Raw genomic sequence first — 18,421 nt, 5'->3', positions numbered from 1 at the left:
GACAACGACACGCGCCGCGCCGGGCATCCCGGCCGCGGCGACGTGTCACGCGACACGGCGATGCGTCACAGTCCGGCCGGCAACGGCTGGCCGAGCCACTTGCGCGACATTTCGCCCAGCGAGCCGTCCTGCTTCGCATGCGCGATCGCATCGTCGATCTTCGCGAGCAGGCGCGGTTCGTTCTTGTTGACGCCGACGAAGCACGGCGAATTCTTGATCACGAACTTGACTTCGGGGCGGCGCGGCGGATTCTTCGCGAGAATCGCCGCCGCGACGATGTTGCCGGCCGCGATCAGTTGGACCTGTCCCGACAGGAAAGCCTGGATCGTCGCGTTGTTGTCCTCGAAGCGCTTGATCGTCGCGTTCGGCGCGAGCTGCGACAGCGCGATCTCCTCGAGCGCGCCGCGCGTCGCGCCGACCGTCTTGCCGGTGAGGTCGCCGGGCGCGCTCACCTTCACATCGGACGGCCCGAACACGCCCTGGAAATACGGCGCGTACGCGCTCGAGAAGTCGATGACCTTCTCGCGCTCCGGGGTCTTGCCGAGCGACGAGATCACCATGTCGACCTTGTTCGTCGTCAAGTACGGAATCCGGTTCGCACTGTTGACGGGCACCAGTTTCAGCTTGACGCCGAGCGCCTTGGCAAGGAGTCCGGCCATGTCGATGTCGTAGCCCTGCGGCTGCATGTCCGTGCCGACCGAACCGAACGGCGGATAGTCCTCGGGCACCGCGACGCGCAGCGTGCCGTTCTTCGCGATGGTGTCGAGCGCATCGGCGTGGGCCGGCGCGGCGGCGAACAGCGCGATCACGGGGGCGGCGAGCAGCGCAGCCAGCCAGGTGCGTCGGGGGAACGGTCGGGTCGTCGGGCTCACGGTGAATCTTCCTTGTCTGGTATGTCGTCGGGCAGCGCGCAACGATTGCGCGGCCGACACCACTCCAGCAAAAACCGGGCCACCGGCGTGAAACGCTTGCCGCACCGGCATGAGGCGGAAATTTCGGCGAACCTCTCGGCGAACCGGATTCCTCATTTCGGTGCACGAACCGGTGCCGTCGGTAACGCTTGCCCCCGCAGCGCGCGCCGGCGCACCAAATTACCTATCCGGTTCACCCGGCGCCGGTGCCCTATGCACGGATTCGAACAGCCCCAGTCCAAATTTGCATTCCGTTTGTGACGGGAATTACGGCTGAATACGTTCGCGACGTACCGGGCCTTTCGTCACGTCCGACGAATCGCAATCAGGACGGGCGCGCTCGATTGCGCGCGCTGCTCCTCCGGTACCGGTGGTCCCGATCGTCCCGCGATCGGGGCGAGTCCCATCCCATCCGTGCGCGAGGATACCGTCATGGCATCGATTCCCGACCCGTCGACAACCGGCGAAACCGACAAACGCAGCTGGCTCGAATCGCACGAAGCCGGCTATCACAAGACCCTCGGCAATCGACAGGTGCAGATGATTGCAATCGGCGGGGCGATCGGCACCGGGCTGTTTCTCGGCGCCGGCGCGCGGCTGCAGGCCGCCGGCCCGGCGCTCGCGATCGTCTACCTGGTGTGCGGCGCGTTTTCGTTTCTGATCCTGCGCGCGCTCGGGGAGCTGGTGATGCATCGCCCCAGCAGCGGCAGCTTCGTGTCGTACGCACGCGAATTCCTCGGCGAGAAGGCATCGTTCGTCGCCGGCTGGATGTACTTCCTGAACTGGGCGATGACCGGCATCGTCGACATCACCGCCGTCGCGCTCTACATGCATTACTGGGCGCCGTTCGCGGCCGTGCCGCAGTGGATCTTCGCGCTCGTCGCGCTATGCATCGTCGCGACGATGAACCTGATCGGCGTGAAATGGTTCGCCGAGATGGAGTTCTGGTTCGCGCTGATCAAGGTCGCCGCGATCGTGCTGTTTCTCGTGATCGGTGCGGCGATCCTCGGCACGGGCATGCCGGTGGCCGGCCATGGCACCGGCATGCACCTGATCACCGACAACGGCGGGTTCTTTCCGCACGGACTGATGCCGGCGCTGGTGCTGGTGCAGGGCGTGGTGTTCGCGTTCGCGGGCGTCGAACTGGTCGGCACGGCCGCCGGCGAATGCAAGGACGCGCGCAAGGTGCTGCCGCGCGCGATCAACAACGTGATCTGGCGCATCGCGATTTTCTACGTCGCGTCGGTCGTCCTGCTGGTCTGCCTGCTGCCGTGGAGTGCGTACAAGGCGGGCCAGAGCCCGTTCGTCACGTTCTTCGGCGCGCTCGGCGTGCCGGGTATCGGCTCGGTGATGAACCTGGTGGTGCTCACGGCCGCGCTGTCGAGCCTGAACTCCGGCCTGTATTCGACCGGGCGCGTGTTGCGTTCGCTGTCGATGGGCGGCTCGGCCCCCGCGTTCCTCGCGCGGATGAGTTCGCAATCCGTCCCGTACGCGGGCATTCTGGTGACGGTCGCGATCTATGTGGTCGGCGTGCTGCTCAACTATCTGGTGCCGTCGAGCGTGTTCGAGATCGTGCTGAACATCGCGTCGCTCGGCATCATCAGCACATGGGGCTTCATCGTCGTGTGCCAGATGAAGTTCCGCGCCGCGGTCAGGCGCGGCGACGTGGAAGACGTGGCGTTCAGGATGCCGGGCGCGCCCGTGACGTCGTGGCTCACGCTGCTGTTCCTGCTCGGCGTGCTGGTGTTGATGGCGTTCGACTACCCGAACGGGACGTGGACGATCGCGTCGATCCCGCTGGTCGCGCTGCTGCTCGTGGCCGGCTGGAAGTGGCTGAGCCGTCGCGCGCGCCGTGCATTGCTCAAGCCGACGATTCCGTCGATCGCGCTCACGCAGAACGTGCTCGAGAACGGCGAGAACTGACTCGCGGCGGCATGCGCGCCGTCGAACGATCCGCCGTCGGGCCAGCGACGGCGGTCGACGGCCGCATTCAGTGATGCTCGTACAACGACTGCTCGTCGAGCGACGCGAGCGATGCGAACGACGGCGCGGCGGTCTTGGCCGCGACGCTCGGCTGTGCGGCGGCCGATTGCGCTTGCTGTGCCGCGACCTTCGCTTCCGCGGCCTGGATGTCGTCGGGATAGTACGGATCGCTGCCGACCGGACGATACCCGGCCTTTTCGACGCGGACGAGATCGGCGCGCACGTCGGCCCGCGTGACCGCATGGTCGGTGGTTTGCGCAAATGCGACGATCGGTGCGCTCAGCGCACAGGAAAGCAGGACTGCACGAATCAGGTTGTTCATGATGTTCACCTCTCAAAGATGGCGTGTTCGCGTCCGCAGATCAGGCCGGACCTCCGCTCCCCATCGATGCGATGAAGAGTTGGGTGCATTCTGCGATTCGCGCGCTTTCCTGAAGGTGAGGCTTCGATTACGGTTTTGTTATCTGATCGCTGGCGCCCGTCGTGGGCGCGTCGAGCGGTCGTACTTCCGGAATCATCGCGGCCTGCCCGTGCACGATTCCGTCCGCGTCCATGAGCTGCCACACGGTCGCGCGCTCGATCCAGAACCGCTTGCCGGACTTCGTCACCCGCACGCCGCGGTATTCGGACACGAAGCCGTCGCGCATCACCTTGTCGAGAAACACCTGACGCTCGTGTCGCTCCATCGGCTCCGCCGACAGACGGGACGGCAACGCCGTCAGTTCATCCCAGTCGTATTCGAAAATCGCCTGCGCGCGCTGATTGCCGTACACGAAGACCGGATCGGCCGACGTGTCGTGCGCAAGCACGCCGAACGGCGCCGTACCGTACAGCCACGCGGCGCCGTCGGATACGCTCATGCCGTCGGGCACCAGCGGACGGTTCACGAGCCGGCGATACGAATCGGCAAGAAGGAGGAAGAAGTTTGCATCGGTGCGCAACGACATCGGTCTGGCTCCTGAAATCGGCGAGATACGCGAATGAGCGAAGGTTTTGCCGCCGGACATTATAGGGATGAAGCGGCGCACCGCCGTCGGCGACGACGGTTCGGCCAACCCGCATCGCGCTGGGCGCCCCGCCGCACGGCCGACGCCGTCACGCCCACACAGATAACGGTTTCGTAATCTTCGAGTCAGGGTCGGGTCAACGCCGCGCCGGCAGACTGCATGCTCGTCGCATCGAATGCGCATCCAAGCCCTGCTTCGAGGAGCACCATCATGTGGATCGTCCGGCTGGCGTTACGCAGGCCCTACACGTTCGTCGTACTCGCACTGCTGATCTTCATCGCGGGGCCGCTCGCGCTGCTGCGCACGCCGACGGACATTTTCCCGAGCATCGACATTCCGGTCGTCAGCATCGTCTGGTCGTACAACGGCTTCTCCGCCGAGGACATGGCCAAGCGGATCACGTCGAACTACGAACGCGCGCTCACCTCCGACGTCGACGACATCGAGCACATCGAGTCGCAGTCGCTGAACGGCGTGTCGGTCGTGAAGATCTTCTTCCATCCGGGCGCCGACATCAATCGCGCGATCGCGGAAGCCGCGAGCAACGCCGCGTCGATCCTGCGCATCCTGCCGCCCGGCACGCTGCCGCCGAACATCATCACGTACAATGCGTCGACCGTGCCGATCCTGCAGCTCGGGCTGTCGAGCGACACGCTCCCCGAGCAGCAGCTGTACGACCTCGGCAACAGCTTCATCCGCACGCAGCTCGCGACCGTCCAGGGCGCGGCCGTGCCGCTGCCGTTCGGCGGCAAGATTCGCCAGATCGTCGTCGATCTCGATACGCGCGCGCTGCAGGCGAAGGGGCTCGCGCCGATCGACGTCGTCAACGCGATCAACGCGCAGAACCTGATTCTGCCGGGCGGCACCGCGAAGATCGGCACGCACGAATACAACGTGCAGATGAACGGCAGCACGCAGACGGTCGCCGCGCTGAACGACCTGCCGGTGAAGACGATCGGCGGTAATGTCGTCTATGTGCGCGACGTCGCGCACGTTCGCGACGGCTACGCGCCGCAGACCAACATCGTGCGGGCGGACGGCAAGCGCGCGGCGCTGCTGACGGTCGAGAAGACCGGCAGCACGTCGACGCTGACGATCATCGACCAGGTGAAGACGATGCTGCCGAAGATCGCGGCCGGGCTGCCGAAGGCGCTGCACATTTCGCCGCTCGACGATCAGTCCGTGTTCGTGAAGGCAGCGGTCCAGGGCGTCGTGCGCGAGGCGCTGATCGCCGCGTGCCTGACCGCGCTGATGATCCTGCTGTTCCTCGGCAGCTGGCGCGCGACGCTGATCATCGCGATCACGATCCCGCTCGCGGTGCTCACGTCGCTGCTCGCGCTGTCCGTGCTCGGCCAGACCATCAACATCATGACGCTCGGCGGGCTCGCGCTCGCGGTCGGGATCCTCGTCGACGACGCGACCGTCGCGATCGAGAACATCACGCATCATCTCGAGCTCGGCGCGCCGCTCGAGGAGGCCATTCTGACCGGCGCGGGCGAAATCGCTGTGCCGACCTTCGTGTCGACGCTGTCGATCTGCATCGTATTCGTACCGATGTTCCTGCTGACCGGCGTCGCGCGCTATCTGTTCGTGCCGCTCGCCGAAGCCGTGATCTTCGCGATGATCGCGTCGTACTTCTTCTCGCGCACGCTGGTGCCGACGCTCGCGATGGCGCTGATGCGCGCCAAAGGCAGCGGCCGGCCGCCGCGCGGCGTATTCGCGCGCATCGCACGTTTCCAGGCCGCGTTCGAGCATCGCTTCGAGGCCGTGCGGCTGCGCTATCGCGCGCTGCTGTCGGCGGCGATTGCGCGACGCCGCCGCTTCGCGGCCGCGTTCCTGCTCGCCTGCGTCGCCTCGACCGGCCTCTATGCGTTCGCCGGGCAGGACTTCTTCCCGTCGGTCGACACCGGCGAGATCCGCCTGCACCTGCGCGCGCCGACCGGCACGCGGATCGAGGAAACCGCGCGGCTGACCGACCAGGTCGAAGCAAAGATCCGCGGCGTGATTCCGGCGAACCAACTCGCCGGCGTGCTCGACAACATCGGCGTGCCGGTGAGCGGGATCAACCTCACGTACGACTCGTCGGACCCGATCGGCACCGAGGACGCCGACGTGCTCGTCACGCTGAAGCCGAATCACGCGTCGACCGCCGCGTACGTCGCGAAGCTGCGCAACGTGCTCGCGCAGTCGTTCCCCGGCGTGACGTTCGCGTTCCTGCCGGCCGACATCGTCAGCCAGATCCTGAATTTCGGGCTGCCCGCGCCGATCGACATCCAGATCGTCGGCAACAAGCTCGACCAGAACCGTGCGGTCGCGAACGCGCTGCTCGCGAAGCTGCGCGGCGTGCGCGGGCTCGTCGACGCGCGCATCCAGCAGCCCGGCGACGAACCGGCGATCAACGTGAACGTCGATCGCACGAAGGCGATCCAGGCCGGCCTCGAACAGCGCGACGTCGCGCAGAACCTGCTGATCGCACTGTCCGGCAGCTCGCAGACGACGCCGAACTTCTGGCTCGATCCGCGCAACGGCGTCAGCTACCCGGTGCTCGTTCAGACGCCGCAATACACGGTGAATTCGCTGCAGTCGCTCGCGAACGTGCCGCTGCCCGCCGGCACCGCCCGCTCGCCGCAAACGCCGGCCGGCGGCCCGGCCGCGGGCGCACCCGCGCAGAACCTGCTCGGCTCGCTCGGCACGTTCTCGCGCGCGACGCAGCAGGCCGTGGTGTCGCACTACAACGTGCAGCCGGTGCTCGACATCTTCGCGTCGGTGCAGGGGCGCGACCTCGGCGGCGTCACGGCCGACGTGACGAAGCTCGTCGACGCTGCGCGCGCACAACTGCCGCCCGGCTCGTCGATCGTGCTGCGCGGCCAGGTGCAGGCGATGCACGAATCGTTCGCGGGCCTGCTCGGCGGCCTCGCGCTCGCGATCTCGCTGGTCTACCTGCTGATGGTCGTGAACTTCCAGTCGTGGCTCGATCCGCTCGTGATCGTCGGCGGGCTGCCCGCGTCGCTCGCCGGCATCGCGTGGATGCTGTTCGTCACGCGCACCACGCTGTCGGTGCCCGCGCTGACCGGCACGATCCTGTGCATCGGCATCGCGACCGCGAACAGCATCCTCGTCGTGAATTCGGCGCGCGAACTGCTCGCGGGCGGCGCATCGCCGTGGCAGGCCGCGCTCGACGCAGGCTTCAGCCGCTTCCGGCCCGTCGTGATGACCGCGCTCGCGATGCTGATCGGCATGTTGCCGATGGCGCTCGGCCTCGGCGACGGCGGCGAGCAGAACGCGCCGCTCGGCCGCGCGGTGATCGGCGGCCTCGCGTTCGGCACGGTGTCGACGCTGCTGTTCGTGCCGGTGCTGTTCGGCTTCGTCCATGCGTGGCTCGCGCGGCGTCGCGACGCCGCCACCGCCCGGCGCGCGCAGCATGCGCCCGATACGCCGGCGCTGCGTTGAGCGCGGACAGCCGCCTTTTCTCATGCTTCGACTGGCCCGACCCCGGACCCATCTTGACGCCCTCCTCCGCCTAAAGACGGAGGATTCCCACACCTGGCGATGCACGTCCGCATCGGAGAATGTTCAGCGCAGCGTTGATATCACGATCATGCTCGACACCACATGCACTGCAGGTCCACTCTCTTATTCTCAGTCCCGCGATACCTTTCGGCCGCGTCGTGCTGTCTTTCGATCCGCACGACGAACAGGACTGGGTAGAACCGCTTTCGTCGACTTCCTCGAACGTGGCTCCGTGCGCAATCGCTTTGTAGCGGAGCTTGTTTCGGAAGGACGACCAGGACGCGTCGTAGACGCTCTTCGCCATCCTGGTTCTGGCAAGTTTCGCGGCCGACACGTTGCCAACCGCGATGTAATCGAAGCGCCGCACCAGATCGAGCGCGAGCTTGTGCTGGAAGTCGGCACGGGCATTTGCCACCTTGGCGTGCAGCTTCGCGATATGCCGCTTGTGCTTTCGTGCTCGCTGCGCTTTCGCGAGCTTTTCCGCCGCTCGTCGACCGAACTGGTCATTGGGCAGCTTTTCTCCGGTCGAAAGTGTGGCGAAGTCTTTCAGGCCGAGATCGATGCCAACACCGGAACGGATCGGGCGGGCCTGCACATCCGGCATCTCGATCACGATGTTGAGAAACCAGTTGCCGCGTGCATCCTGCGCAAAGTTGGTCCCGTCCTTGATCTTGCCTTCGGGAAGCGGTCGGCTGTTGAACACGCGGAAGGTGTTGCCGGCAAAGCGAAACGCGTCACCCTCGCGCTTCAGGTCACGCCCCTTCAGCGGCACCCAGCCGAGCGATTTCCTGCCGCGATAGCGCAGGTAGGGCCGACGGTGCTGACTGCGCGACTTCGCATATTGCTCGCACGTCGCGTTGACCGTGCCGGAGTGAATACCGAGTTCCTTGCTGCTGCCGGTCGTCAGCACGTTCAGGTCGAATCCTGTTGGCCACTTCTTACCCCACTTGAGCGCGTGCTTCTGCGTGTCGTTGCAGAAGTTCCAGACGTAGTTTACCGCGCGGCTCTGCTTGTTAAGCAGTCCGTTGAGCGACTTCACCCGGTAGCGGTAGACAAGAATCATGCAGGTGATCCTAACCCGTGGAAGAAGCTGCCTGTCAACCCCACTCCTTTCCTTCCCGCCATCAATGGCGGGGTTTCTCGGAGCAAATTCTGATGAACGATTCGATCGAACCCGTCGCCCCGCCGCCTGCTGCCGAAGCGGTCACCGCGCCCGCAGCCACGCCGCCCGCCGCGCGCGGCGCCGCCCTCGATACGCCTCCGCCCCGCCGCGGCCGCAAGCTCGCCGTGCCGCTCGCGGCCGTCGCGCTCGCCGCCGCGCTGCTCGCGCTCGGCATCGTGCCGCGTATCGATGCACGCGCCGCGCAGCGTGCGCAGGTGGCCGTGCAGCAGGCGCTGCCAGTGTCCATCGTCGTGCCCGGCGCGGCGCCGGCCGACCAGACGCTGACGTTGCCCGGCTCGGTCGCACCCTATGCGGACGCATCGATCTATGCGCGCACGAGCGGCTATATCGCGCACTGGAGCGTCGATCTCGGCACGCACGTGAAGGCCGGCCAGACGCTCGCACAGATCTCGGCGCCCGATCTCGACGCGCAGCTGCGCCAGGCGCGCGCCGACGAAGCGAGCGCGCAGGCGAACTACGACTATGCGAAATCGACCGCGCAGCGCTGGCAGGACATGCTGAAAACGCAGTCGGTGTCGCAGCAGGACACCGACACGAAGGTCGCGGACATGAACGCGAAGCGCGCGATGCTCGCGTCCGCGCAGGCGAACGTCGCGCACCTTGCCGAACTCGTGTCGTACGAGTCCGTCACCGCGCCGTTCGACGGCGTGATCACCGCACGCAACGTCGACGTCGGCACGCTGGTCACCGCGGGCGGCACGCCGGGCAGCCCGGGCCTGTCGGGCGAACTGTTCCATCTCGAACAGACGGACACGCTGCGCGTGTTCGTCGACGTGCCGCAGGACAGCGCGGCCGGCGTATCGACCGGCACGCCGGTCTACCTGACGACGCCGCAGTATCCGGGGCGGCGCGTTGCCGCGCGTGTCGCGCGCAGCGCAGGCGCGATCGATCCCGTCACGCGCACGCTGCGCGTCGAGATCGACGTCGACAACCGCGACGGCACGCTGATGCCCGGTGCGTATGCGCAGGCGCATCTCGTCTTGCCGAGCGCGGCGCCGGCGCTCGACCTGCCGGTCAGTGCGCTGCTGTTCCGCCCGAACGGCGTGACGATCGCCACCGTCGGCGCGAACGGACGCACCGCGCTGAAGACCGTGCAGATCGGGCGCGATTTCGGCACGCGCGTGGAGATCGTCGCGGGGCTCGCGGCGACCGATCGCGTGATCGATAACCCCGGCGATGCGATCACGGCTGGGGAAGCCGTGAAGATCGTGGCGACCTCGCACGATGCGGCGCCGGTTGCGGCTTCGGCCGCTTCGGCTGCTTCGGCTGCTTCGTCCGCGCAGGCCGCGCAACCCGCGCCCGCAACCGGTGCGCGCGACGTGCCGCCGCTGCGCGCGGCCGGCGTCGCACGCGCTGCTTCAACGCCCGCTCCGGCGCCCGCCCACGGCTAACCCATCGACGACCACCCACGAGATGCCTGCCATGCGCCTTCTTCATCCGCTCCCGTTCGCTCGCCGCATCGTCGCGCTCGGCGCCGTCGCCGCATTGACCGCCTGCTCGACGCTGCCGCCCTATTCGCCGCCCGCCGTCGCGGTGCCCGCGCACTACGCGGGCGCGCCGGCCGCACCGGCCGCGCAAGCCGGCTGGCACGTCGCGATGCCCGCGGACGCTGCCGCACGCGGCGCGTGGTGGACCGTGTTCGGCGACGCCGACCTGAACGCGCTCGAAGCCCGCGTCGACGTATCGAACCAGACGGTGAAGAAAGCCGTCGCCGACCTGCAGCAGGCACGCGCGATGGTCGACTATCAGCACGCCGGTTTCCTGCCGACGATCACGGCAGGCGTCGCGCAAAGCCGCTCGCGCGTGTCGCAAAACCGGCTCGGTTCGTCGCTCGCCGGCAAGACGACGCCCGACTACCAGGCCGGCGTGGCCGCGAGCTGGGAACCGGACGTATTCGGCCGCGTGCGCGACGCGGTGACCGGCGCGCAGGCGAATGCCGCTGCGAGCGCGGCCGACCTGCAGGCCGTGAAGCTGTCGGTCACGGCCGAACTCGCGACCGACTATTTCGCGTTGCGCTCGCTCGACACGCAGAAGCAGTTGCTCGACGACACGGTGCACGCGTACGCGGACGCGCTGACGCTGCTCAAGCAGCAGCTCGCGGCCGGTGCGATCGACGCGTCGGCGGTTGCGCAAGCCGACACGCAGCTCGAATCGACGCGCACGCAGGACACCGACATCGACGCGTCGCGTGCGCAGTTGCAGCACGCGATCGCGACGCTCGTCGGCGAGAGCGCATCGACGTTCGCGCTGCCGCCGCGCGTGCAGGCGTTCCACGTGCCGGCCATTCCGGCCGGCGTGCCGTCGCAACTGCTCGAGCGGCGGCCCGACATCGCGGCGGCCGAGCGCCGTGTCGCGGCCGCGAACGCGCAGATCGGCGAGGCGCGCGCCGCGTTCTTTCCCGATCTGGTGCTGTCGGCGAGCGCCGGCCTCGAGAGTTCGTTTTTCGCGCCGTGGCTCGCGGCGCCGAGCCTGTTCTGGTCGCTCGGCCCGCAACTCGCCGGCACGCTGTTCGACGGCGGCCGCCGCAGCGCGTCGCTGCGCGGCGCGCATGCGCAATACGACGGCGCGGTCGCCGATTACCGGCAAACCGTGCTCGTCGCGTTCCAGCAGGTCGAGGATCAGTTGTCCGCGATCGATGCGCTCGCATCCGAAGCCGGCAGCCAGCAGCGCGCGACCGACGCGGCCGACCTGTCGCTGCGGCTGACGACGAATCGCTTCAACGCGGGTGCGGTCAGCTATTTGGACGTGGTGACCGCGCAGACGATCGCGCTGACGAACCGGCGCACGGCCGATCAGATCGACGCGCGGCGGATCGAAGCCGAAGTCGGGTTGCTGAAGGCGCTGGGTGGCGGGTGGCAGACGGGTGCGAACGCAGCATCAGGCGCGGAATCGAAAGCCAACGCGAAGGAACCCGCGGCGGCCGTGCGGCCCGAACCCGCCGTTATGCGGCCGGCGGCCGGTTGAACCGGTAAGGAACGCGTGCCACGCGCTATGCCAGCCAGAATCTTTTCGCGCCGCACTTGCGATGCTGTCTTTCCGCCTCGGCGTAGGCCGTCTCTGCCGTTGCCAGCCGAAATCGAGCGGTTGAGCGACAACGGTTCCGGTTAGACAGCCGACGAAACACGCAGGTTTGCCATGGATATCGGTCTGAAGCCATTGACCACGCCCGTGTGCCGCCCGCAAAGTAACGGTATGGCCGAGCGCTTCGTGAAAACAACGAAGCGCGATTACGTGGGTTTCATGCCCAAGCCACCCGCCGCGAGCGCAGCGCGCAATCTCGCTATCGCGTTCGAGCATTACAACCAGAAGCATCCGCGTAGCGGGTTGAAGTATCGCTCTCCACGCGAGTTCAGGCGAACCTTGGCCCCGGAGGGAATTCGATGCAACCTGATGTGTTACTACGTCTCCGTCTCAGAACCCCATTAGCCGTATCTGTGGTGACCGTCAGCAGAAACTTCGAACGGCAACCGCGATGGACCACGCTGTTGCTCGCCCCCGTTCAACTGGGCGCGACCGTCTGATGTGCGGCTTGGCTGGGCTGATTCGCTACGACGGCCAGGCACCCGCACAGGTCGAGCGGGTGCTCGCCATGCGCGAGCGACAACGGCATCGTGGGCCAGACGGCCGGGGCTTATGGCATGACCAACACGCCGTGCTTGCTCACGACCGTTTGGCGCTACTCGACGCCGAGCATGGCGCGCAGCCGATGTGCAGTGCCGACCATCGTTACGTGCTGGTCTACAACGGTGAAATCTACAACTACGCTGAGCTTCGCCGCGAACTGAGCGCGCACTGGTCGTTCCGTACGAACACCGACACCGAGGTGGTGCTAGCCGCGTATGCGGTTTGGGGCGAAGTGTGTCTTCGGCGCTTCAACGGCATGTTCGCGTTCCTGGTGTGGGACACCCATCGTCAACACGCCTTTGCCGCGCGCGACCGGCTGGGCGTCAAGCCGTTCGTTTACCTGCAACAGGGGCCGGAATTCCTGTTTGCGTCGGAGGCCAAAGGACTGCTGCCCGCGATGCAAGCGCCGCGTGCGAATATCGACGCCGTGCTGGAATACCTGGTGGCGCCGTTCTTCAGCGGCGTCGCGCAACCCATGTTCGAAGGCATGGCGTACCTGCCGCCCGGGCATCTGCTGCGCGTGGATCGCGATGGCTTGCAGCTATCGCGCTGGGCGCCGGAGATTGCCGAAAACCCGGCCACCCGGGCCGACGATATCGCTCCCGCGCTGCGCGAGCGCCTCGCCGCAGCCGTCCAGCGTAGCTTGATCGCCGATACACCGGTCGGCCTGTTTTTCAGCGGCGGCCTCGACTCCACGCTGATCGGCGGCCTGGCGCGAGCGGCAGGTGCGACACCGCCCTGCTTCACCGTTCGCTTTGAAGATCACCAGCGCTACGACTACGCGCGTTCGTTGATCGTGGCTTCCGACGATCAACCTTTCGCCGAACAGGCCGCGGATGAGTTGGGCCTGCCACGCGAAGACGTCGCACCGACGCGCTCGACACTCGCCCAGGATCTGCTGCAACTGGCCACGCAAAACGATGCACTGCCCGCGTGGGAACAGGAGTTGGCGCAGCATTACCTGGCGCGAGCCGCCAGCACGCGCGTCAAGGCGGTATTGGTGGGCGATGCCGCGGACGAAACGCACTACGGTTATCACTTCCTGCTCGACCCGCACGCCACCCGTGATCCGACCCATATCCTGCAACGCTTGACCGCCGATCCCTATCTACGGCCCGGCCTGCTGGCGCAACCGTTGCAACACTACGGCGAGGTCTATCGCCAACTGGCGATCGCCGCCGGACACGATTGGCATACGCCCGCCTCGCGTGTGCGCGCCACGCAATGGCTGGTGCGCCATCGTTGGTTACAGCGGCTGTTGCATAACGGCGATATCCACGGCATGGCGCATGGACTGGAAGCGCGCGTCCCCTTCAGCGATACCGAAGTATTGGACCTGGCCGCCACGATTCCGGCCGAGCTGGCGCTACGAGATGGCGTGGAAAAGGCCATGTTGCGTGAAGCGTCGCGCGGTGCGTTGCCGGAAGCCGTGCGCCTGCGCAGGAAGTCGGCCTTACCCAAGGATCAAGGGAACGGCGAGTCATTGCGCCAGCACACCCGCGAACTACTGGCTACGGACGCCGACCGCATCGCCGGCTTGCTCGACGTACCGCGGCTGCAGCGCCGCTGCGCCGATCCATCGCCGCTGAATGAGCAAGAGCGCGCCGTCATGTTTCGGGCGTGCTCGTTGGCTCACTGGTCGCGGGTTCACGGCGTGAGCATGCCATGAAGCGAGCCTCGTTTTGCGTGGTGCCCGAGAAGGACCGTCTCAATCCGTGCATCGAACCCGACCAGCGCTTGCGAACCGGTAGGCACCCCGGCCTGGTCGGGTTGCGAAAGACGCTGGGCGGCGGGCAGGCGAGCGCAGGCTCAGACGCGAAATCGAACACCAGCAAGAAGGAACCCACAGCGGCCGCCCGGCCCGAACCCGCCGTCACGCTGCCGGCGGCCGGTTGAACGTGAGCACGAACCGCGTGCCGCGCGCGTCGCTTTCGACCTGCGCGGTGCCGCCGTGGAGTTCCATCACCGAGCGCACGATCGCGAGGCCGAGCCCGGCCGTGCCGCCCGGCGCACCGCCGCTGCGCGCCGGGTCGCCGCGCACGAACCGGTCGAAGATCCGCGGCAACAGCGCGGGATCGATCGGCTCGCCCGGATTCGCGACGACGACGCGCACCGCGTCCGGCGTTTCGTCGACACTCAGCGCGATGACACCGCCGGCAGGCGTGTAACGCAGCGCGTTCGCGAGCAGGTTGCCGACCGCGCGACGAAACAGCTCGACGTCGGCGGTCAGTTGCCCGTGCCCGTCGACGCGCAGCGTCGAGCCCGCTTCGTCGGCGAGCCCCTCGAAATACTCGGCGATGCGCTCGAGTTCCTCGCGCACGTCGAATGCGCGCTGCCGCGTGACGAAGCTCGGGTGCTCGGCGCGCGCGAGAAACAGCACGTTCTCGATCATCCGCGCGAGACGGTCGTATTCCTCGAGATTCGATTCAAGCAGCGTCTGGTATTCGTCGACCGAACGCGGCCGCGCGAGCGCGACTTCGGTGGCGCCGCGCATGTTGTTCAACGGCGTGCGCAGGTCGTGCGCGAGATCGGCGCTGAATTGCGACAGATGCGCGAACGCCTGCTGCAGGCGGCCGAGCATCGCGTTCTGCGCATCGACGAGCGCGCGCAACTCGGGCGGCGCGCGCGACGCGTCGAGCCGCGTGTCGAGCTTGTCGACCGTGATCCGGCCGGTGTCGTCGACGATCTCGCGCAGCGGCGCGAGCGCCTGGCGAATCAGCCAGTAGCCGAGCAGCAGCGCGAACAGCGCGCCGAGCGCGCCGGCCAGCTTGAGCCGGTCGCGGTAGCCTTCGAGCAGATCGGCCCGGTCGTGCATGTTGCGCGCGATCGCGATGCGGATCGGCGTGCGGTCGCCGAGTGCGGCCTCGATCAGGACGCCGCGCATCGGCGTGCCGCCGCCGGCGGTCCACGTGACGAGCCGGTCGGCCGTGATCCGGTCGTTCGACGGAACCGGCACCGCGTGCGGCGCGAACAGCTGCGCGTCCGCCAGCGGAACGGATGCGGCCGCTGGTGCGTCGTCGAGCGCGGCGAGCCGGACGTTGTGGCGCGCGAGCACGTCGCCCTGCGCATCGACGACGACCATCGACAGCGCCTCGTTGCCCAGCACCTGGCTCGTGAGCCGCTCCGCGTGCGTGCGGACCGCGTCGAGCGACTCGAGCTCGCCCGCGAGCCGGCGCGTGTGACGCGCGGCCAGCACGATGTCGAGATCGTCCTGCGTGTTCACCTGCCGCTCGAGGCCCGCATACACATACGCGCCGACGAGCGCGAACGCGGCGAGCGTGGTCGCGGCGAACGCAAGCGCGAGCGTCGCCGCAAGCGAGCGCGGGCGCGTCATGCTTCGTCCTTCGGTTCGAGCACGTAGCCGACGCCGCGCACGGTATGGATCAGCTTGACCGGGAACGCGTCGTCGATCTTCGCGCGCAGGCGCCGGATCGCGACCTCGACGACGTTGGTGTCGCTGTCGAAATTCATGTCCCACACGTACGACGCGATCTGCGTGCGGCTCAGCACCTCGCCCTGCCGGCGCGCGAGCAACTGCAGCAGCGAGAATTCGCGCGGCGTCAGGTCGATGCGCGTCGCGCCGCGCTTCACGCGGCGGCGCACCACGTCGATTTCCAGATCGCCGACCGTCAGGTGTTCGGTCTCGCGCGGCGGCCCGCGACGCGCGAGCGTGCGGATGCGGGCGAGCAGTTCGACGAACGCGAACGGCTTAACGAGATAGTCGTCGGCGCCGAGTTCGAGGCCGTGCACGCGGTCCTGCACGTCGTCGCGCGCGGTCAGGAACAGCACCGGCGTCGTGTGCGTTTCGCGCAGCCGCTTGAGCACGCCCCAGCCGTCGAGCACGGGCAGCATCACGTCGAGCACGATCACGTCGTAACGCTCTTCCTGCGCGAGCATCAGCCCTTCGGCGCCGTCCTTCGCCAGATCGACGCTGAAGCCCGATTCCTCGAGCCCCTTCTTCAGGTACGCGCCCGTCTTCGGTTCGTCTTCGACTATCAGGATGCGCATGGCCGGCTCCGTCGCTTTGGTGGGGACATCCGGCGATGTTACCCGGAAACGGCGACACGGCTTCGCACGGTGCAGGCGCAAACGGCGTAGATGACAAAACGGTAATCAGACGGTCAGCCTGGCGAGCGATTGCGGCGCCAGGCGGCGGATTCCCGCGCCGTCGCTCCTGACGCACAACTTTTTCGACCCATTGCCGTGCGGTCGGCTATCGCAGGCGGTGCATCGCGCCCGTTCTCCGGCATTGAAATGACTCGATGAAATCCGGAAGGCCGCATGCCGAAGCAAGACCATTTTGATCGTATTAATAGATCAACATGTTCTCGGCGATCGCGTGCTTCAGCTCCTTCAGAACAAGCGTGAGAAGACGAGATACCTGTATTTCGACGTCGTCGCCGTCGAAAGTAACGAGCACACTCACCCTGTTCCCTTCGATGCTGCCGATCCAGTCGAGGTCTTGCGGGCGTGTCGACCACACCAGCAACGGCACGCCTCGCGGCAATCGACTCGATCGGCAATCCGCGCTCGCCTTCGCCGAATCGGGACCGTTACCCGGCATGAGCGACTCGCTCCATGCGCGGTGTGCATCGACGGGATCGTCAATCTGGAGAAGCGCGACTTCCGGCATCGCCGTGAAGCTGGCGACGATCGCCGAAACCGCGGCCGCGCCGGGGCTTGGATCAATGACGACGCACACGCGGGCCCTCTCCGAAGGCGGTAGCAACCAGTTCCACATCGACGCGCCCGACGATACCGTGTCCAGTTTCCTTGCACCCATCCCGATCACCTCGCATATCGTCGAAACAGTCTCGGACCGCACCCGGCGAAGTCATCGCTCCGCTGTGCGGGATTCTCACGATGCGCTGCCTTATCGGAGATTCAACATTGATCGACATCCGCGCAATGCAATCAAACTCAGCACGCCGACCAGCATCAGGTAAAACGCCGGCGATGCCAGATTGCCTGTCTGATGGATCAACGAAGCGACGATCAGCGGCGCAAAACCGCCAAAAAGCGTGACGCCGATGTTGTAGCTGATCGCCATACCCGTCGCTCGTGTTTCTGCCGGAAATACTTCCGCCATCAGCGCCGGCAGCGCGCCGAAATAGACCGCCTTCAGCGTGCCGATCCAGGCCATCATCGCAATGAGCCTTCCCAGATCGGGATGCGCGCCAAGCAATTTGAAAACCGGATAAATGGTCAGAATGAATGCCATCCCGGCCCAGATCATCAGCCTGACGCGGCCGATCCTGTCCGACAGATAGCCGACGAACGGCGTCACGAACGTCAGGATCGCGCCGGTCAACATCGTTGCAATGAAGCCGAAACTGGCGGGCAGATGCAGCTCACGTACCGCGTAGGTCGGAATATAAAGAATGACGTAGCTGGCGCCGGTAGAAAGGACGAGCGTACCGATCGCCAACAACATTCTGGCCTTCTGATTGACGAACACTTCCCTTACCGGGAACGATTCGCGTCTTTCACGCGTTGCGCCGTCGGCCTCGTGCACGTGCTTTCGCAAGTACAGGCCGACGGGGCCGATCAACACGCCAAAGAAAAACGGTATGCGCCAACCCCATGCGTCGATGGCGTCTCCATCGAGGGTCAAGGTGAGGAGAACGCCGAAACCGGCCGCGAGCATATAGCTCAACCCCTGACTCGCGAACTGAAAGCTGGCGAACAATCCCTTGCGTTCGGGGCACTGTTCCACCAGAAACGCAGTAGTACTGCCGAACTCGCCGCCGGCGGAAAAGCCCTGAAGCAGCCGAGCGCAGATGACCAGAATCGGTGCGATCACGCCGATCGACTCGTAACTTGGCATCAGTGCGATCGTCGTCGTGCCGACCATCATCGTCACGATCGACACCATCATCGATGCCTTGCGACCGCGACGATCCGCATACGAACCCAGCACGAGCGCGCCGATCGGCCTGGCCAGATACGAGATCGCGAACGTTCCGAAGGTCAGAAGAAGGGATACCCCGCTGCTCGACGCCGGAAAGAAAGCCTTTGAAATCGAGATTGCGAAGAATCCGTAAATCAGTATGTCGAACCACTCCAACGCATTGCCGACGGTTGCGGCGGACACCAGTCGAAAAACGTTTGGAGCCTGTTCTCTCGTCGGCGCGGCATCCACCATTTCCATAGTACGCATCTCATTCTCCGTTAACTTACGACAACAAGTGCATTAAAAACTG

14 protein-coding genes and 1 pseudogene are annotated in these 18,421 nt (G+C 66.3%); 7 read left to right on the top strand and 8 right to left on the bottom strand.

The genetic code is table 11. The features are described from left to right. Positions 1-65 precede the first annotated feature (65 nt). Positions 66-872 (bottom strand): transporter substrate-binding domain-containing protein, encoded by an 807-nt coding sequence (locus tag HWX55_RS31210; protein ID WP_175978506.1) that lies wholly within the window; start codon positions 870-872, stop codon positions 66-68. Between the two features lie 471 nt (positions 873-1,343). On the opposite strand from HWX55_RS31210, the gene ansP reads away from it, so the two are divergent. Further along, positions 1,344-2,834: an L-asparagine permease gene (gene ansP, locus HWX55_RS31205; RefSeq protein WP_175978505.1), complete on the top strand. Its 1,491-nt coding sequence runs from the start codon at positions 1,344-1,346 to the stop codon at positions 2,832-2,834. Positions 2,835-2,901: 67 nt separating this feature from the next. Here the strand turns inward: ansP and HWX55_RS31200 are convergent, their stop codons facing one another. Both HWX55_RS31200 and HWX55_RS31195 read right to left on the bottom strand, forming a co-directional pair. Next, on the bottom strand, positions 2,902-3,216 hold the full coding sequence (locus tag HWX55_RS31200) for a DUF4148 domain-containing protein (RefSeq protein ID WP_175978504.1): 315 nt from the start codon (positions 3,214-3,216) through the stop codon (positions 2,902-2,904). A gap of 127 nt (positions 3,217-3,343) precedes the next feature. Next, a complete protein-coding gene (locus tag HWX55_RS31195; protein ID WP_175978503.1) occupies positions 3,344-3,841 on the bottom strand; it encodes an MEKHLA domain-containing protein in 498 nt (165 codons plus the stop codon). Between the two features lie 270 nt (positions 3,842-4,111). Here HWX55_RS31195 and HWX55_RS31190 point away from each other — a divergent pair, with 270 nt between their 5' ends. Then, positions 4,112-7,351 (top strand): efflux RND transporter permease subunit, encoded by a 3,240-nt coding sequence (locus HWX55_RS31190; RefSeq protein ID WP_175978502.1) that lies wholly within the window; start codon positions 4,112-4,114, stop codon positions 7,349-7,351. 70 nt (positions 7,352-7,421) lie between these two features. Here the strand turns inward: HWX55_RS31190 and HWX55_RS31185 are convergent, their stop codons facing one another. After that, on the bottom strand, positions 7,422-8,474 hold the full coding sequence (locus HWX55_RS31185; protein ID WP_175978501.1) for an RNA-guided endonuclease TnpB family protein: 1,053 nt from the start codon (positions 8,472-8,474) through the stop codon (positions 7,422-7,424). Between the two features lie 92 nt (positions 8,475-8,566). Here HWX55_RS31185 and HWX55_RS31180 point away from each other — a divergent pair, with 92 nt between their 5' ends. From HWX55_RS31180 to HWX55_RS31160, 5 genes and pseudogenes are all read left to right on the top strand, one after another. Then, positions 8,567-9,985: an efflux RND transporter periplasmic adaptor subunit gene (locus HWX55_RS31180; protein WP_175978522.1), complete on the top strand. Its 1,419-nt coding sequence runs from the start codon at positions 8,567-8,569 to the stop codon at positions 9,983-9,985. A 31-nt stretch (positions 9,986-10,016) separates the two neighbouring features. Then, positions 10,017-11,558: an efflux transporter outer membrane subunit gene (locus tag HWX55_RS31175; protein WP_175978500.1), complete on the top strand. Its 1,542-nt coding sequence runs from the start codon at positions 10,017-10,019 to the stop codon at positions 11,556-11,558. Between the two features lie 102 nt (positions 11,559-11,660). Then, a pseudogene (locus HWX55_RS31170) lies at positions 11,661-12,020 on the top strand (integrase core domain-containing protein); the annotation flags it as partial. Between the two features lie 46 nt (positions 12,021-12,066). Next, on the top strand, positions 12,067-13,887 hold the full coding sequence (asnB, locus tag HWX55_RS31165; protein WP_175978499.1) for an asparagine synthase (glutamine-hydrolyzing): 1,821 nt from the start codon (positions 12,067-12,069) through the stop codon (positions 13,885-13,887). Continuing rightward, the gene (locus HWX55_RS31160) at positions 13,884-14,114 is read left to right on the top strand and encodes a hypothetical protein (RefSeq protein ID WP_175978498.1); all 231 of its coding nucleotides are present in this window, start codon (positions 13,884-13,886) and stop codon (positions 14,112-14,114) included. Before asnB ends, HWX55_RS31160 begins: the two co-directional genes overlap by 4 nt. Here HWX55_RS31160 and HWX55_RS31155 read toward each other — a convergent pair. The 4 genes from HWX55_RS31155 to HWX55_RS31140 form a co-directional block, all read right to left on the bottom strand. Further along, positions 14,092-15,552 carry a heavy metal sensor histidine kinase gene (locus HWX55_RS31155; protein WP_175978497.1) on the bottom strand — a complete coding sequence of 487 codons (1,461 nt, stop codon included), beginning with the start codon at positions 15,550-15,552 and terminating at the stop codon, positions 14,092-14,094. The two genes, HWX55_RS31160 and HWX55_RS31155, sit on opposite strands and share 23 nt — an antisense overlap. Continuing rightward, positions 15,549-16,226 carry a heavy metal response regulator transcription factor gene (locus HWX55_RS31150; protein WP_175978496.1) on the bottom strand — a complete coding sequence of 226 codons (678 nt, stop codon included), beginning with the start codon at positions 16,224-16,226 and terminating at the stop codon, positions 15,549-15,551. Before HWX55_RS31150 ends, HWX55_RS31155 begins: the two co-directional genes overlap by 4 nt. A 301-nt stretch (positions 16,227-16,527) precedes the next feature. After that, entirely contained in the window at positions 16,528-17,001 is a 474-nt protein-coding gene (locus HWX55_RS31145; RefSeq protein WP_175978495.1) for a hypothetical protein, read from the bottom strand. A 90-nt stretch (positions 17,002-17,091) separates the two neighbouring features. Continuing rightward, a complete protein-coding gene (locus tag HWX55_RS31140; RefSeq protein WP_175978494.1) occupies positions 17,092-18,378 on the bottom strand; it encodes an MFS transporter in 1,287 nt (428 codons plus the stop codon). Positions 18,379-18,421 lie beyond the last annotated feature (43 nt).

Origin of the sequence: Burkholderia sp. BCC1047 (assembly GCF_902833155.1) — a bacterium.
In the GTDB taxonomy this organism is placed as follows: domain Bacteria; phylum Pseudomonadota; class Gammaproteobacteria; order Burkholderiales; family Burkholderiaceae; genus Burkholderia; species Burkholderia sola.
Note: the sequence above shows the minus strand (reverse complement) of the source record. Positions and strands in the feature narration are given on the sequence as shown.

What these genes read in the sequence shown, in the direction of transcription:
- ansP (WP_175978505.1), top strand. Translation starts at nt 1,344, where the DNA reads ATGGCATCGATTCCCGACCCGTCGACAACCGGCGAAACCGACAAACGC.
- HWX55_RS31200 (WP_175978504.1), bottom strand. Translation starts at nt 3,216, where the DNA reads ATGAACAACCTGATTCGTGCAGTCCTGCTTTCCTGTGCGCTGAGCGCA.
- HWX55_RS31195 (WP_175978503.1), bottom strand. Translation starts at nt 3,841, where the DNA reads ATGTCGTTGCGCACCGATGCAAACTTCTTCCTCCTTCTTGCCGATTCG.
- HWX55_RS31190 (WP_175978502.1), top strand. Translation starts at nt 4,112, where the DNA reads ATGTGGATCGTCCGGCTGGCGTTACGCAGGCCCTACACGTTCGTCGTA.
- HWX55_RS31185 (WP_175978501.1), bottom strand. Translation starts at nt 8,474, where the DNA reads ATGATTCTTGTCTACCGCTACCGGGTGAAGTCGCTCAACGGACTGCTT.
- HWX55_RS31180 (WP_175978522.1), top strand. Translation starts at nt 8,567, where the DNA reads ATGAACGATTCGATCGAACCCGTCGCCCCGCCGCCTGCTGCCGAAGCG.
- HWX55_RS31175 (WP_175978500.1), top strand. Translation starts at nt 10,017, where the DNA reads ATGCGCCTTCTTCATCCGCTCCCGTTCGCTCGCCGCATCGTCGCGCTC.
- asnB (WP_175978499.1), top strand. Translation starts at nt 12,067, where the DNA reads ATGGACCACGCTGTTGCTCGCCCCCGTTCAACTGGGCGCGACCGTCTG.
- HWX55_RS31160 (WP_175978498.1), top strand. Translation starts at nt 13,884, where the DNA reads ATGAAGCGAGCCTCGTTTTGCGTGGTGCCCGAGAAGGACCGTCTCAAT.
- HWX55_RS31155 (WP_175978497.1), bottom strand. Translation starts at nt 15,552, where the DNA reads ATGACGCGCCCGCGCTCGCTTGCGGCGACGCTCGCGCTTGCGTTCGCC.
- HWX55_RS31150 (WP_175978496.1), bottom strand. Translation starts at nt 16,226, where the DNA reads ATGCGCATCCTGATAGTCGAAGACGAACCGAAGACGGGCGCGTACCTG.
- HWX55_RS31145 (WP_175978495.1), bottom strand. Translation starts at nt 17,001, where the DNA reads ATGGGTGCAAGGAAACTGGACACGGTATCGTCGGGCGCGTCGATGTGG.
- HWX55_RS31140 (WP_175978494.1), bottom strand. Translation starts at nt 18,378, where the DNA reads ATGCGTACTATGGAAATGGTGGATGCCGCGCCGACGAGAGAACAGGCT.